We start from the raw sequence: 15,226 nt of genomic DNA, 5'->3' as shown, positions 1-15,226 counted from the left end.
GAAGTTTATAGAATATCTAGGTTACTTCAGGCATACTTTGAGAATATAGCTTAACGAAGATTTAATAGTAATGATTTTTAAATTGCTGTGAAATATTAGTAACTTCAAACCAACCAACTAAAAACAATGAAGCGCCAAAACCAACAATTATATAGCGCCTCGCTGGCTAAATACCGAAAATTCAGAGAACGCTATTTAAAAAACGTTCAAAATGGAAGGTTTTTTAAGTTCTCATCAAAAAAGAAGCATCAGATTATTAGTCGGCTAAAACGCCTTTATAATCGGTTGATACAACTAAAGTTTCAGCTAAAATTTGCAGCGGCAGCAGGTTCTCTTTCACTCATTATAGCAGCAGGTGGTGTCAAAGCTCAGGAACTGGGTCCATTTGTTCAAAATGATGTAAAAAATCCTTTTTTTAGACCCGATTTTAATGGTAATTTTCTCAGACCAACTTTTGGTGACATTGATAATGACGGTGATCTGGATTTGCTCTATGGCATTAGTTCAGGAGACCTTTACTTTTACCGTAATATAGGGACTCCCACTCGTGCTAAATTTGTTAGGGATAACACCCACCCTCTTGAGTCTATAGATGGACCTAATGGTTATGCTGCACCTGAATTAATTGATATAGATAGTGATGGTGATTTAGACCTAGTCGTTACAGACAAAAACTCTGCGTACTCAGGAGGCGTTTATTTCCATCTGAACAACGATTTTGAAAATGATGGAATCATTGGAAATAACCCCTCATTCACTAATATTACTGGTGCATCAAACCCCATAAATGGAGTTTCTGGTACAGATCAGGACGTTAAATCCAATTTTGTAGATATTGACGATGATGGTGATTTAGACGTATTTTTGGGCCAAGATAGTGGACCTAATGGCGGTTACGCTTCCTTGTTATTTTTTGAAAATGATGGTGGTTTCAGTAGTCAAACTTTACCCTCTTCACTGCCTTCTTATTTCGAAACAGCCTCTGGTTACCAAAACATAACACCAACGTTTTTTGACGTAGACGGAGATGGTGACATGGACTTGTTTACAGGTTCAACTACAAGTCAAATTCGCTTCTTTAGAAATACAGATATCGATTCTTCAGACCCTGGTGATACAGATATAGGTGATGACATTGCCTTCACTGAGGTAACTGGCGCTGCAAATCCATTTAATAGCTTCATTGTTCCATCAGGTGACGGTGCTATCACTTTTATGGATTTGGATGATGATGGGGTTGATGAAGCACTTATAGGATCGCAATTTGGATTTAGCTACTTTGAAAACGATGGTGCCGGAAATTTCACAGAAGTAACCGACTTTACTAACCCTTTCGGACAGGTAGATTTTGATTATGATCCTTCACCCACAGCCTGTGATATTGATAATAACGGGGATTTGGATATTATCATAGGAAATAAATATAATTCATCTCCAAGTGAACTTTCATTATTTAGAAATAATGGCGATGGAACGATTGATGAATTGACCGGAACGAGCAATCCTTTACCAATTATTACAGATTTTGTTAATCGTTTAGTTCCTGAATTTGCAGATATTGACGGTGATGGAGATATGGATTTGTTTGTATCCGCTTACGATAATTCTGGCGGACCAGGCTTTGGTAGAGTGCTATTTTATAGAAATTCTGATATTGATTTATCTGGTGATCCTGGAGATGTAACTGTTGGAGATGACCCATCTTTCGCACTCGAAACCAGCCCACTGTCAATCACTGAAAACTACATAAGGTTTGGGCACACCATAGGCGATTTTGATGGCGATAGCGATTATGATATTTTATTAGGCACAGATAACTTTTCATCCAATTTTAGATTTTTTAATAATAATGGCACAGCAACCTCGCCTAGTTTTGGTACAGCAGACCTTACACTTTTACCGAATCCGTTAGATCCCGGTTATAGCGTTGCCCCTAAACCTGAATTTGTAGACATTGATCATGACGGGGATTTAGATGTAGTCTCAGGATCAACCTATTTTTCTACGGCTAGTCTATCTGGCACATTAGAATTATTCGAAAACAATGGTTTAGGCGGATTAACAAGAGTTAGTACAGGTAATCCTTTTAGTGGAATAGACTTAGGTAACCATTCAGATCCATTATTTATGGATTTTGATAACGATGGCGATTTGGATGTTTTCATTGGTGAAAGATATGGCCGTATAGAATTTTTGGAAAACCAAAACATCCCGGCACAAATAAGCACAACAGCTTCTACAACTATTACTCATAATGAGGGCGACTCTCCTTTGCAATTAGCGAGTGGCTTGTCTATTTCAGATGCCACGAATGATCCTATTAGAAAAGCTAGAGTTGTAATTGAAAATTATATTTCAGGTGAGGATTTGCTTGATTTCGATCCCGGATTTGGCACTTCAGGTGCTTTTGAGACTTCAGGTCCTAACGCAGGTATTCTCACAGTGAATGTTCCCCCCACTACGACAAATAGTGAGCTTGCCATGGTTCTATCTGGTGTTACCTATGAAAATATTGGGTCTACAGTAACGGCAACCCCTAGAACAATACGGTTTGAAGTAATTGATTTCGATAACACCAACCCGGGAAGCGGTGATGTTGTTTCAATCACAGTGAATGTCATCCCTACTCCAAATGATCCTCCTGTACTTTCAACTACTTCGGGAGATTTGACTTATACGGAGGGAGATGGTATTGTAGCCATTGATGGTGGACTTACCGTTTCAGACTCAGATAACACTAATTTCACAAGTGCTACAGTAAGCATATCAAACAACTTCGCCCCTGCCGAAGATTTCTTAGAATTCTCGGATCAAAATGGAATTAGTGGAAATTATAACAATGCAACAGGAGTTTTAACATTATCAGGTACGAGCAGTGTAGCCAACTACCAAACGGCCTTAAGATCTGTATTTTATTCAAACGTCTCGAACAATCCATCCAACCTCACAAGAACAATTTCTTTTGAAGTAAATGATGGAACGGACCCAAGCAATATTGGTACGCGAAACATTATTGTGGTTCCCGTAAATGACGCACCAACATTAGCTTCTGAAAATGGTCTGAATCCGTTAGGTTATACTCAAAACGCTGCTGCAATAGCAATTGATCCACTTATCGAAGTTTTTGATTCAGACAATACAACTATAGCCAGTGCCTCAGTTACACTAAATGGGTTTATAGCTGGAGATGTGCTGCAATTCAATGATCTAAGTGGAATTACTGGCAGCGTAAATGCCGGCACACTCAACTTATCAGGCTCTGCCACACTGGCCCAATATCAAACAGCATTAAGAAGTGTATTATTTCAAACTTCTAATGGAGCGGGTAGCCGTACAGTAAACTTTGTTGTGAATGACGGAACAGATTCAAGTTCTCCTTACACTCGAACGATAAACATTTCAAATGCAGCATCGCAGCCACCTGTTGTAAACACCACTCCGGCTACCACACAGGTAGGAAGTGTTATAACCATTGATCTGTGCAATATTATATCCGACCCGGATAATTCCTTCGAGGAATTAACGATTACGGTTGTGAGTATACTTTCAGGGGCAAGTACAACTATCGATGGTTGCGACTTACGAGTAGATTATTCTGGACTGAATTTCTCGGGAGAAGATATCATAGTACTTAGAGCCACAGACCCTGATGGTAATACCGATGAAAATTCATTAACCATCAATGTTGAATCTGCCGAACCTGGTGGTGAGCTAATTATTTATAATGCTGTATCTCCAAACAATGACGGATTAAATGATTGGTGGGAAATTGTAAATCTTACTACTCCAAATGAGATTAAGCTTTTTAATCGTTGGGGAGATTTAGTTAAAACATTAACTAATTATGAAAGTATTCCGGATAATACACAATTGAACGATATCCCTGCAGGAACCTATTTCTATAAAATAGAGAGCCCGCAAGGCAGTTATGAAGGATTTTTAGTGATAAAGAAATAATATGAAAAAGCTACTACCACTATTATTCGCCATTATCTACTGCTCAGCTCAAGCGCAGCAAGATCCTTTGTATTCTCAATACTTGAACAACCCAATTGTGCTCAATCCAGCATATGCAGGTATCAATGATGTATTTACAGCCTCCGTAGGTTACAGAGGCCAATGGAACGGATTGGAAGGAGCACCTACGACACTATCAGCAACGGCACATTCCTCTTTTTTGGACAATAAAGTGGGAGGTGGTTTGGTAATCATTAGAGATGAATTGGGTATAACTACCAATACACAAATTAATATGACCGGCTCTTATAAAATTGAGTTTGGCGACAACATCTTCTCATTCGGTATGCAGTTTGGAGTAAATAGTTATAGAGACGATAATGGGGAATTGGCCGTGCGAGATGCCGGAGATGCACTTTTTGAAGGAAGCCAGAGTTTTACAAAAACCAACTTTGGAGCGGGCGCGATCTTAAAAGGTTCTAACTATTTTGTTGGCTTATCGGTGCCCAGGTTGGTAAATAGCAAAGAAGAGTTTGGTAACGTAGAATCAGAAATTTTTTCCAGGCACTACTACCTAGGCCTTGGGTATGTATTTTTATTAAACACAAGCTTGTCACTTAAAACTGGTGCACTCGTTAAAGCAGTTTCTGATGTTCCGGCTTCTGTGGATTTAAGTAGTAGCTTATTATTTCTTGATCGGTACTCAGCAGGTATACTCACCAGAAACTTTGAAACGTACGGAATTATTTTAGGCGCCTTGTTAAAGGAGAACATTAGGTTTAATTATACCTTCGAAGTGCCAACGAATCAATCAGTTGGAACCCAGTTTAATACCCACGAAATTGGTCTTTCCATAGACCTTGAATTATTAGACGGCCACTTTATTAAAGAACGATACTTTTAATCCATTTCAACCCTCTTCCTTAAAATTCAATATTAATATGATTCTTGTTTGAACATTAATCATATTTGTGCTGTTTGAATTTGGACAGATGAGAATAAGCGTTTTTAGAAAAGAACATTTTAATGCAGCACATCGCCTTCATAATGCGGAATGGGATGAAAAAACCAATAACCGCGTTTTTGGCAAATGCAATAACCCTAATTATCATGGGCATAATTATGATCTAATAGTTAAATTAACTGGAGAAATAGATCCTAAGACTGGCTACGTGTACGATATGAAAGTACTTAGCGACCTGATAAAGGAGAAAGTATTAAAAAAATTCGATCATAAAAATCTCAATCTAGATACTGAAGAATTCAAAAACCTAAATCCTACTGCTGAGAATATTGCCGTAGTTATCTACAACATCCTTAGAAAGGAAATTGACAAAGCCCTGGATTTAAAAATCAAACTTTATGAAACAGAAAGAAATTTTGTTGAATATCCAGCGTAATTACAACGAAGATGACGAGATAGCCGATGCACATGTAGGCACTTCTATAGAAACGCCCATGCGCAAGGATGCTTTCGACCTTTCAGACGATGAAAAGATAAAAAAAATAGAGAGCCATTTTACAGAGATAATGAATATTCTGGGGCTCGATTTAACGGATGATTCATTGAGTGGCACGCCACATAGGGTGGCTAAAATGTATGTGAAAGAGGTTTTTAGTGGATTAAATCCTGAAAATAAGCCAAAGGCAAAATTATTTGAAAATAAATACAAGTATGATCAAATGCTTGTTGAAAAGGATATCACTTTCTATTCACACTGCGAGCATCATTTTGTGCCTATCTATGGTAAAGCACACGTTGCCTACATTTCAAGCGGTGAAGTGATCGGTTTGTCGAAAATCAATAGAATTGTACAATACTTTGCCAAAAGGCCACAAGTGCAAGAGCGTTTAACAGTTCAGATTGCTAAAGAATTACAAAAAGTGCTCAAAACAGAACATGTAGGTGTAGTTGTGGATGCAAACCATATGTGCGTGGCCTCCAGAGGAGTTGGCGACACCAACAGTAAAACCGGAACAGCCTTTTTTGGTGGTAAATTTAAGGATGCTCAAATTAAGAATGAGTTCTTAAATTATATCAACAGCAAATGACCCAAAGCTCATTGAATTTAATGAAAGTCACTTTAAATCAATTAAAGTGACTTTTTTATTATATAATTAGTAGGTATGCATACTTTCTTGCGTAAACTATAATTCGTAACTTTAACCATCAATTTTAGAAACCGTAACTAACAAAATATGGCATTTGATTTAGACATGATTAAGGCAGTTTACGCTGATATGGCTGAAAAAATAGAGGCTGCCCGTAAAGTGGTAAATAAGCCACTTACACTTTCAGAAAAAATACTTTATTCTCACCTGCATTCCGACCAGAAGTTGGAGGCTTTTAAAAGGGGGAAATCGTATGTAGACTTCGCTCCTGACAGAGTGGCCATGCAGGATGCAACTGCACAAATGGCACTATTGCAGTTTATGCAAGCTGGTAAGAAGAAAGTGGCAGTACCTTCTACAGTACACTGCGATCACTTAATCATGGCTAAGAAAGGTGCGGTAGAAGATTTGAGAAATTCACTTTCTGCAAGTGGTGAAGTGTTCAACTTCCTTGAATCTGTTTCTAACAAATATGGCATTGGATTTTGGAAACCGGGTGCTGGTATCATTCACCAGGTTGTTTTAGAGAACTACGCCTTCCCTGGTGGAATGATGATAGGAACTGATTCACACACTGTAAATGCAGGTGGATTAGGTATGGTTGCCATTGGTGTGGGTGGTGCAGATGCTGTAGATGTTATGGCCGGCATGCCATGGGAACTGAAATTCCCGAAACTTATTGGCGTAAAACTTACAGGTAAACTTAGTGGCTGGACTGCTCCTAAGGACGTTATTCTTAAAGTAGCAGGTATTCTTACGGTAAAAGGTGGTACTGGCGCGATAGTAGAATACTTTGGCGAAGGTGCTAAATCAATGTCTTGTACCGGTAAAGGAACCATCTGTAATATGGGAGCTGAAATTGGCGCTACTACCTCTACTTTCGGTTATGACGAATCTATGGACAGATACCTTCGTGCCACAGCAAGAGCAGAAGTTGCTGATTTAGCTAATGAAATAAAAGAGCACCTAACTGGTGATGATGAAGTGTACGCTAATCCTGAAAAATACTTTGATCAGGTAATTGAAATTAACCTTTCTGAATTAGAGCCACACATTAACGGGCCATTTACTCCGGACAGAGCTACTCCAGTTTCACAAATGAGAAAAGAAGCTGAAGCCAATGGTTGGCCAATGCATGTTGAATGGGGTTTAATAGGATCATGCACCAACTCTTCGTATGAAGATTTAACAAGAGCCGTTTCAATAGCAAAACAAGCTGTAGATAAGAAATTAAAACCTAAATCAGATTTTGGTATCAACCCAGGTTCTGAGCAAATAAGATTTACTGTTGAGCGTGACGGTATACTCGATGTATTCGACAAATTAGGAGCAAGAGTATTCACAAACGCCTGCGGCCCATGCATTGGTCAGTGGGATCGTGCCGGAGCAGATAAAAAAGAGAAAAATACCATTATTCACTCTTTTAACAGAAACTTCTCAAAAAGAGCGGATGGTAATCCAAATACACATGCATTTGTAACATCACCTGAAATGGTGGCAGCAGTTGCTATAAGTGGGGATCTTGGTTTCAACCCTTTAACTGATACACTAACAAATGAAGATGGTGAACAAGTGAAGTTAGATCCACCGTCTGGCTTTGAACTTCCGGAAAAAGGATTTGATGTGGAAGACAATGGCTATCAAGAACCTGCCAAAGATGGAAGCAGTGTTGAAGTAAAAGTAGCACCTGACTCGAAAAGATTACAATTACTTACTCCTTTCGAGCCATGGGATGGTAAGAACATCACAGGCATGAAACTTTTAATCAAAGCAAAAGGTAAGTGTACTACTGATCATATTTCAATGGCTGGTCCATGGTTAAGGTTCAGAGGGCACCTAGATAATATTGCAGATAATACTTTAACAGGAGCAGTTAATTACTTCAACGATGCTACCGATAAGGTTAAGAACCAGTTAACTGGCGAATACGGACCAGTTCCTTCTACTCAAAGAGATTACAAAGCCAAGGGTATCCCTACCATTGTTGTAGGAGATCATAACTACGGTGAAGGATCGTCAAGAGAGCATGCAGCAATGCAGCCAAGACATTTAGGTGTAAAAGTGATATTGGTTAAATCATTTGCCAGAATCCACGAAACCAACCTGAAGAAGCAAGGTATGTTAGGTTTAACTTTCGCTAATGAAAGTGATTATGACAAAATTCAGGAGGATGATACGTTTGATTTCTTAGACCTTGACAAGTTTGCTGAAGACAAACCACTAACAATGAGAATCAATCATGCTGATGGTTCGTCTGAAGAAATTAAACTAAATCATACTTATAATGAAGCTCAAATAGGCTGGTACAGAGCAGGTTCTGCGCTTAACTTGATTGCAGCTAAGGAGAAGAATTAATGCACTTCTAAGTGGATTTAACTTAAAGGAACCTATTTAATCATAATAAATAGGTTCTTCTTTTTTTTCAAAAAGTTTATAACTTATAAATAATTTCAATGATAAAAAAAGTCTTTTACACTGCTCTTTTTTGCATTATAGCTCATTTAAATACGGCTCAAAACGTTTTCAAAAGTGATTTTATCATAACTAATGAGTATGATAGTATTTTTGGTCTAATTGAAATTATCAAACCAAATAAGCTAATTCAATTCGAAACAAATAAAACCTATAACACATACGGCCCCGATCAAATAAAAAGATTTGGGCTAAAAGATGGAACCGTGTTTAGTACAGAGATCATCAGCGAACAATTCGTAAATGTTCTGATTGAAGGAAAACTTAGTTTATATAGTTCAAAAGAAAGCTATATTCTCATAAAAGAAGGACAAAAAGATCCGTATATTCTGAATAAAGAAACAAAAGATAATAAATGGAAAGGTTATTTATCTTATATGACAAGAGACTGCCTAAGTTCCGATCAATTCTCAAAATTAAACCTAAGATTAACCTCCCAAAAATTATATGAGATATCTAAGGCATATAACATTTGTGATAAATCTAACTATATATCCTATTTATCTGATAATAAATGGATGAAAATTAACTACGGCCTTTCTCTTGGTATGGTAAATTCGATAATAAAAGTTGGGAGGAAGGATGCTAATTCTAACCATCTTCCCGACAAGTATAGTTCGATAGATCCTACAATTGGAATTATGTTTGAGTTTTCCACTCAAAATCAACAAAGAAGTACATATCAAATTGAAATGATTGTTTCAAAATCTGATTTCTATAATCATAATGTGATCTCAACTCATCCAATTAATTTTGAGAATAATGAAACTTATCTTGAGTTTACAACCTTAAGTTTTCCTATTACCTACAGGTATTATCTAAATGATAAAAACAATTTCTATTTCAACTTAGGTCTCATAAATGATATACAGCTTTCATCCAGATCATATTTCAGAAGTGAAACAGTAGCGTCCAATGACATTTTCGTAAAATCTGAAGCTGAAGCTATAAATAGTACAGCCTATCAAGCGGGATTATTAGCAGGAATAGGCTATAAATTAAGTTATAACAAGCTTAATTATGAATTGAGGTCTTTTTACTCTATGTCAACCAAGTTCAATAGCTCTGGTAGATTTAACTCTAACTTCAATAAAATTTATATCTCTTTAATTGTTTCCAAATGAAGTCTTATATAAAAATTATCACCGTTTCGGCTATATTAATTTCTTGTAAAAATGATGAAAGACTAGTAAGAGAATATCCAATTCCTGTGTTAACCGAGATTGTAAGCATTGAAGATAATAGTGCAACTTTTGGCGGAGTAATTAATAATATTGAGAATAGTAATATTCAAGAATATGGCTTTCTAATTAGATTAGATGATAAGATACGTTATGATAACTCTGAAATCATCAAAATGACAGATTTAAACAACCTTCAAAACTTTCATGGTGTATTAGACAGAGTTATGATTGCAGATAGAACATATTATGTTGTAGCCTACGCTAAAACCAATAAGTTTACTATCTATGGGGGTGATGTTATGAGTTATACAGCTAAGGGTAGTTTTCCCCCGAAGATATTAGAAGTTAGTCCTATGCAAGGTAAAGCTGATGATGAAGTTTTGATATCGGGAGAAAAGTTCAGCTCTAATTTTAATAAGACATGGGTTTACCCTGATAAAAATGATGAGAATCTCATATTGGCCAACTCACATACAATTTCTGACAAAGAAGTTATTTTATTTATTCCGCCAGTTTTAGAATCAGGGGATTACAAAATACTTATTCAATCTGGAGGTGTACTTGTTAGTTCAAGCCAAACCATTTTCATTAGTAATTAGAGATTATTTACTTAAACAGTAAAAAGTTAATTATTGCCTTAGTCATTCAAACGATTTAAATTAACTCAAATGAACTTGGAGTGATGTATCTGCCTTAATCGATAAAATTAGGCTTGCATCCCCTACTCCATTGGCGTAATTTTAAATCTTATGGCAAAGAAACATACTTACGATTATGGCCTCATTGGCAACTGTTCATTTCAGGCTCACATACATAAAAATTCAAGTATCGATTGGATGTGCTGGCCACGCTTTGATAGCAGCTTTATTTTTGGAAAGCTATTAGATGATAAGAATGGCGGTGAGTTTACATTATTTCCTCATGATAAGATTTTAAAATCGGATCAGCGCTATTTAGAAAATACCAACATTCTTTGCACAGAAATAACTTCGGAGGAAGGCAAATATAGGATCACAGATTTCGCCCCAAGGTTTTACCAGTTTGATAGATATTTTAAGCCGTTAATGCTTATCAGAAAGGTAGAGCCTTTAGAAGGTTCACCGAGGGTGAGAGTACGTTGCAAGCCTGTAGGTGATTACGGAAAAATTCACCCTGAACAATATGAGGCGAGTAATCATATAGAATATTTAGGGCTCGAAAAAGAACTAAGACTCACAACAGACTTTCCATTAGCCTACATCATTAACGGTGAGTCCATTGTGCTTAATGAAACTAAATATCTTGTACTTACTTATGGAGCTCCTTTAGAAGCCCCTTTGAAGAGCACTTGTGAGCTTTTTCTGGAAAAAACTAAGCTTTATTGGCGAGGCTGGGTAAAGAACCTTAGCGTAAGCAATTTCCATCAGGCCGACATCAATCGCTCAGCATTAGCCTTAAAAATACACCAGTATGAAGATACTGGTGCGATAATCGCTGCAGGTACAACCAGCTTGCCGGAAGCTGATGGAAGTGGCCGCAATTGGGATTACCGCTATTGTTGGATGCGGGATGCCTATTATACACTCACTGCATTTAATAATATAGGTCACTTTGAAGAATTGGAGCGGTATTTCAACTATATCGTAAATATTTCAGTTAAAGTTGAAGACAGGTTTCAACCGTTATATGGTATTACGGGCGAAACGGCACTTGATGAGCTTATTCTAGACCTGCCTGGTTACAAGGGAAATTCTCCGGTACGCGTTGGTAATCAGGCTTACACACATGTTCAAAATGATGTGTACGGACAAGTTCTGGTTTCCTTACTTCCCTTATACACTGACAAACGATTTATCAATGTTGAGCGCTCAGACTCTTTAAAATTGATAAAAACACTTCTTAAGAAGATAGAGGATTTAATGGATGAACCAGATGCAGGGTTGTGGGAATTTAGAAACTTTGCTCAATACCATAGTTATACTTATTTATTCCATTGGGCTGGTGCATCGGCAGCGAAGAAAATTGGCAAATCATTTAATGATAAATCCATTGAAAAACTGGCCGATAAACTGATCAAGGCTTCTTCAGATAAAATTGAAGCCTGCTTAGATAAAGACAGAGGAGTTTATACTCAGGCTATTGGTACCAAAAACCTGGATGCAAGTGATTTACAGCTAATTATGATGAACTACCTGGATCATAATTCTGATATTGCTAAAAAGCACTTGAAAGCGTTAGAAAAAGATCTTAAAACTAAAGAGGGATTATTCTTCCGATATAAGCATAAAGATGATTTTGGTGAACCGGAGACTACTTTTTTGATTTGTGCATTTTGGTATGTAGAAGCTCTTACCTGTGTAGGTAGAGTTGATGAAGCCATCAAGACTTTTGAACAGCTTGTTTCTTATAGCAACCATGTTGGTCTATTAAGCGAAGATGTAGACGCAGCCAATGGTAGCCAATGGGGTAATTTCCCGCAGGCCTACAGTCACGTTGGTTTGGTGAATGCAGCCTACAGAATAAGTAGAAAGCTTGACAAGCCTAATTTTTTGTAAGCTCGTTAAGCAGCTTGCTTACCACTTCCGGGCTCTCGACACTATACTTGGCAGCTGAATGGATATCGCCTACCTTAATTGTATAGGCATCGTCAGGTAGTGCTTTAAAAGTATCTTCATCGGTCCAGTCATCTCCAAGCGCCATAATAAATTCTGGTTTGTAATGGTTTACCCATTTAGAAGCTGCTTTACCCTTATTCACTTCTATGTTCTTAATCTCCACCACTTTATTACCTTCCAGCACCTGAAGATTCATATTTACAGCCAAATATTTTAAATGACTGATAATTTCACGCGCTCTGAGCTCTCCAAGACCAGTTTCCACTTTTCGGTAATGCCAAACCAATGAATAATCTTTCTCTTCGATAAAAGACCCGGGAGTTTTATTTACATAAATATCAAGGATATCTCTGATCTCATCTTTCCAACTATTATCGAGACCTTCAGCCATGTGCCACTCGCCTTCTTTATCCTTCAACCAAACGCCATGCTCAGCAATAAAATCTACAGGCAAATGCCCTAGCCAGCTTTCAAGAGTAGTTCTATCTCTCCCACTTATAATCACCACTTGGTTTTTTGGATTAGAAGAAAGCTTATCCAAAATATTGAGTAATGCTTTACCCGGTTTTACAGCTTGTGGATCGCTATCAAAGGCCACGAGTGTTCCATCATAGTCGAGAAACAACATTCGTTTATTATTGGATTCATAGGCCTTAACAATTGAGTTTTGAGTTTTTTTATCCACCACCTTAGTAGCTAATTCATCTCGCTTACGGGTTACATCATCCAGTTTACCCAAAAACAAGCTCACCCAATGATGAATATTAAACTTCTTCAGGGTTTTCTGCATAATAGAAATGTGCTTCTTCTGTTCTTCCTCGGTCATTGTTAATGCCCTATATATAGCATCAACAACCTGATGTTTATCATTTGGGTTAACAATTAAGGCGTCAGATAACTCCTTACTTGCTCCGGCCATTTCACTTAAAATCAATACTCCCGTTTGGTCCAACTTACTGGCTACATATTCCTTACACACGAGATTCATTCCATCGCGCATAGGCGTAACCATAGCTACATCTGCCATTCTGTAAAATGCCGATAAATCCTCTAAAGGAAAAGATCTATAGAAATAATGAATCGGAGTCCAATTAACAGTTCCATATTTTCCATTGATTCGCCCTACAAGCAAATCCACTTCTTCTTTTAAATCCTTATACTTTTCAACACTATCTCGTGAAGGTACTACTACCATCATTAATGAAACCTTACCTTGATACTGCGGATATTTCTTCAAGAAAATATCAAATATTTGAAGTCTTGCGGGAATACCTTTTGAGTAATCCAACCTATCAATAGAGAGTATCAGCTTTTGATCTCCCAGAGATGTTCTGTATTCAACTTCTCTCTTGAGAGTTTCCGGGTGGGCTGCCTGGCTCGCATATTTGTCATAATCAATTCCTATTGGAAAAGAATCGGTAACAACAGTGCGTCTATCTTTTTGTATCTGACCATGGTGGTTACTGATATAGCATATTCTACTTACGGCACTCAAAAAGTGGCGCATGTCATCATACGTATGAAAACCGATCAAATCACTACCAAGAACGCCATCCAACAATTGCCTTCTCCAGGGCAATAATCTAAACACCTCAAATGATGGAAATGGTATGTGCAAGAAAAAGCCAACACTTACATCTGGTTTCCTTTCCCTTATCATTTGGGGCACAAGCATGAGCTGATAGTCATGAACCCAAACTTTATCACCGGGTTCCAATTCGCTTAAAATTTCATCGCAAAATTTCTGGTTTACCTTTTCATAGGCATCCCAATAAGATTTTCTATATAGCGCATATTGATTGAAATAATGAAAATTAGGCCATAGCGTTTCATTACTAAATCCCTCGTAATAAAGTGTAATTTCTTCCTGAGCAAGAAACACAGGTTTCATATTTTGAGATTCTAGCTTCTTCTTTGCCTCAAGTTTTTTGTCCTTTTTCTTAAAAAAACGTCCTGGCCAACCAACCCATAGATTATTACCCTTTTTATAAATTGACCCCAATCCTGTGGCTAGTCCACCTTCGCTGGGTTTATAGACTAATTCACCATCATTTTTCTTGAGAACTTTTACTGGTAATCTGTTTGAGACAATTATGGTTTTGGACATGATTTTTTAGTTAAAGACTTTTATCATAGTTACTAACACACGGTTAGAAAGTAAAGTTATAGTCCATATTCTTGGTCAAAAATGGAATAATCTAAATTTTAGAAGCAAAAATTTCATGATAGTAGCGCCAATAATTATATTTGTTTAGAATTAATCTAAATTAATATAGATTGAAAGTACCTATTCTAATTCTCGATCCTCAATTTCTGACCAGAAACGGATTATTCCACCTACTTGACAATGTAGACATACTGGATTTGGATATGCACGAAAGCATTTCAACAGTGGAGCAATTAGATAAATACAAAATAATAATAACCGATTATTTAGAACCTTATACGGTACAAGAAAAGGCAGATTTCAGAGATTTACTACTTAAAGATTATGCCGACAGGTTATTAATAATTTCTGCTGATAGAGAAAAGAGTAGAATTAAGAGTATGATATCTCAAGGGGTAAAAGGGTATTTAACTAAAGATTGCGATTCTGACGAAATTCTTTCAGCTATTAATGTAATATCAGATGGCAACAGATTCTATTGCAACAGAGTATTGGAAATGCTATCGCACATTGAAGGTAATAACCCTGATGACTGTGAACCTGCAGATTTAAGTAATCGGGAATTAGAAGTAATTCAGTTAATTGCGAAGGGTTATAGAACCGCTGATATAGCCGATGAACTCTTTATAAGCGTGCATACAGTGAACTCGCATAGGAAAAATATTCTCAAGAAATTACGTCTAAAATCACCTACGCAGCTGGTTGCTTATGCACACGAAATTGGCCTAATCGATACGTAG

At 37.2% G+C, this 15,226-nt stretch carries 10 protein-coding genes; 9 read left to right on the top strand and 1 reads right to left on the bottom strand.

Going from position 1 to position 15,226, the window contains the following annotated elements:
- Positions 1–126: 126 nt before the first annotated feature.
- From JR347_RS11385 to JR347_RS11350, 8 genes are all read left to right on the top strand, one after another.
- On the top strand, positions 127–3,957 hold the full coding sequence (locus JR347_RS11385; protein ID WP_205720731.1) for an FG-GAP-like repeat-containing protein: 3,831 nt from the start codon (positions 127–129) through the stop codon (positions 3,955–3,957).
- Position 3,958: 1 nt separating this feature from the next.
- Positions 3,959–4,861: a PorP/SprF family type IX secretion system membrane protein gene (locus JR347_RS11380; protein ID WP_205720730.1), complete on the top strand. Its 903-nt coding sequence runs from the start codon at positions 3,959–3,961 to the stop codon at positions 4,859–4,861.
- Between the two features lie 88 nt (positions 4,862–4,949).
- Positions 4,950–5,357: a 6-pyruvoyl trahydropterin synthase family protein gene (locus JR347_RS11375; protein ID WP_205720729.1), complete on the top strand. Its 408-nt coding sequence runs from the start codon at positions 4,950–4,952 to the stop codon at positions 5,355–5,357.
- Positions 5,320–6,009, top strand: a complete 690-nt coding sequence (gene folE, locus JR347_RS11370) for a GTP cyclohydrolase I FolE (protein ID WP_205720728.1) — start codon at positions 5,320–5,322, stop codon at positions 6,007–6,009. The genes JR347_RS11375 and folE overlap by 38 nt, the downstream gene beginning before the upstream one ends.
- A 147-nt stretch (positions 6,010–6,156) precedes the next feature.
- Positions 6,157–8,424 carry an aconitate hydratase gene (locus tag JR347_RS11365; RefSeq protein WP_205720727.1) on the top strand — a complete coding sequence of 756 codons (2,268 nt, stop codon included), beginning with the start codon at positions 6,157–6,159 and terminating at the stop codon, positions 8,422–8,424.
- A gap of 98 nt (positions 8,425–8,522) precedes the next feature.
- The gene (locus JR347_RS11360; RefSeq protein WP_205720726.1) at positions 8,523–9,665 is read left to right on the top strand and encodes a hypothetical protein; all 1,143 of its coding nucleotides are present in this window, start codon (positions 8,523–8,525) and stop codon (positions 9,663–9,665) included.
- On the top strand, positions 9,662–10,324 hold the full coding sequence (locus JR347_RS11355; RefSeq protein WP_205720725.1) for an IPT/TIG domain-containing protein: 663 nt from the start codon (positions 9,662–9,664) through the stop codon (positions 10,322–10,324). The genes JR347_RS11360 and JR347_RS11355 overlap by 4 nt, the downstream gene beginning before the upstream one ends.
- 150 nt (positions 10,325–10,474) lie before the next feature.
- The gene (locus JR347_RS11350; RefSeq protein ID WP_205720724.1) at positions 10,475–12,259 is read left to right on the top strand and encodes a glycoside hydrolase family 15 protein; all 1,785 of its coding nucleotides are present in this window, start codon (positions 10,475–10,477) and stop codon (positions 12,257–12,259) included.
- Here JR347_RS11350 and JR347_RS11345 read toward each other — a convergent pair.
- Positions 12,246–14,426, bottom strand: coding sequence for a bifunctional alpha,alpha-trehalose-phosphate synthase (UDP-forming)/trehalose-phosphatase (locus JR347_RS11345; protein ID WP_205720723.1), 2,181 nt, complete (start codon positions 14,424–14,426; stop codon positions 12,246–12,248). The genes JR347_RS11350 and JR347_RS11345 overlap by 14 nt on opposite strands.
- Positions 14,427–14,596: 170 nt before the next feature.
- Between JR347_RS11345 and JR347_RS11340 the strand changes: the two genes are divergently transcribed.
- A complete protein-coding gene (locus tag JR347_RS11340; protein WP_205720722.1) occupies positions 14,597–15,226 on the top strand; it encodes a helix-turn-helix transcriptional regulator in 630 nt (209 codons plus the stop codon).

Source organism: Fulvivirga lutea (genome assembly GCF_017068455.1).
In the GTDB taxonomy this organism is placed as follows: domain Bacteria; phylum Bacteroidota; class Bacteroidia; order Cytophagales; family Cyclobacteriaceae; genus Fulvivirga; species Fulvivirga lutea.
This window is presented reverse-complemented; position numbering and strand designations above follow the sequence as displayed.

What these genes read in the sequence shown, in the direction of transcription:
- JR347_RS11385 (WP_205720731.1), top strand. Translation starts at nt 127, where the DNA reads ATGAAGCGCCAAAACCAACAATTATATAGCGCCTCGCTGGCTAAATAC.
- JR347_RS11380 (WP_205720730.1), top strand. Translation starts at nt 3,959, where the DNA reads ATGAAAAAGCTACTACCACTATTATTCGCCATTATCTACTGCTCAGCT.
- JR347_RS11375 (WP_205720729.1), top strand. Translation starts at nt 4,950, where the DNA reads ATGAGAATAAGCGTTTTTAGAAAAGAACATTTTAATGCAGCACATCGC.
- folE (WP_205720728.1), top strand. Translation starts at nt 5,320, where the DNA reads ATGAAACAGAAAGAAATTTTGTTGAATATCCAGCGTAATTACAACGAA.
- JR347_RS11365 (WP_205720727.1), top strand. Translation starts at nt 6,157, where the DNA reads ATGGCATTTGATTTAGACATGATTAAGGCAGTTTACGCTGATATGGCT.
- JR347_RS11360 (WP_205720726.1), top strand. Translation starts at nt 8,523, where the DNA reads ATGATAAAAAAAGTCTTTTACACTGCTCTTTTTTGCATTATAGCTCAT.
- JR347_RS11355 (WP_205720725.1), top strand. Translation starts at nt 9,662, where the DNA reads ATGAAGTCTTATATAAAAATTATCACCGTTTCGGCTATATTAATTTCT.
- JR347_RS11350 (WP_205720724.1), top strand. Translation starts at nt 10,475, where the DNA reads ATGGCAAAGAAACATACTTACGATTATGGCCTCATTGGCAACTGTTCA.
- JR347_RS11345 (WP_205720723.1), bottom strand. Translation starts at nt 14,426, where the DNA reads ATGTCCAAAACCATAATTGTCTCAAACAGATTACCAGTAAAAGTTCTC.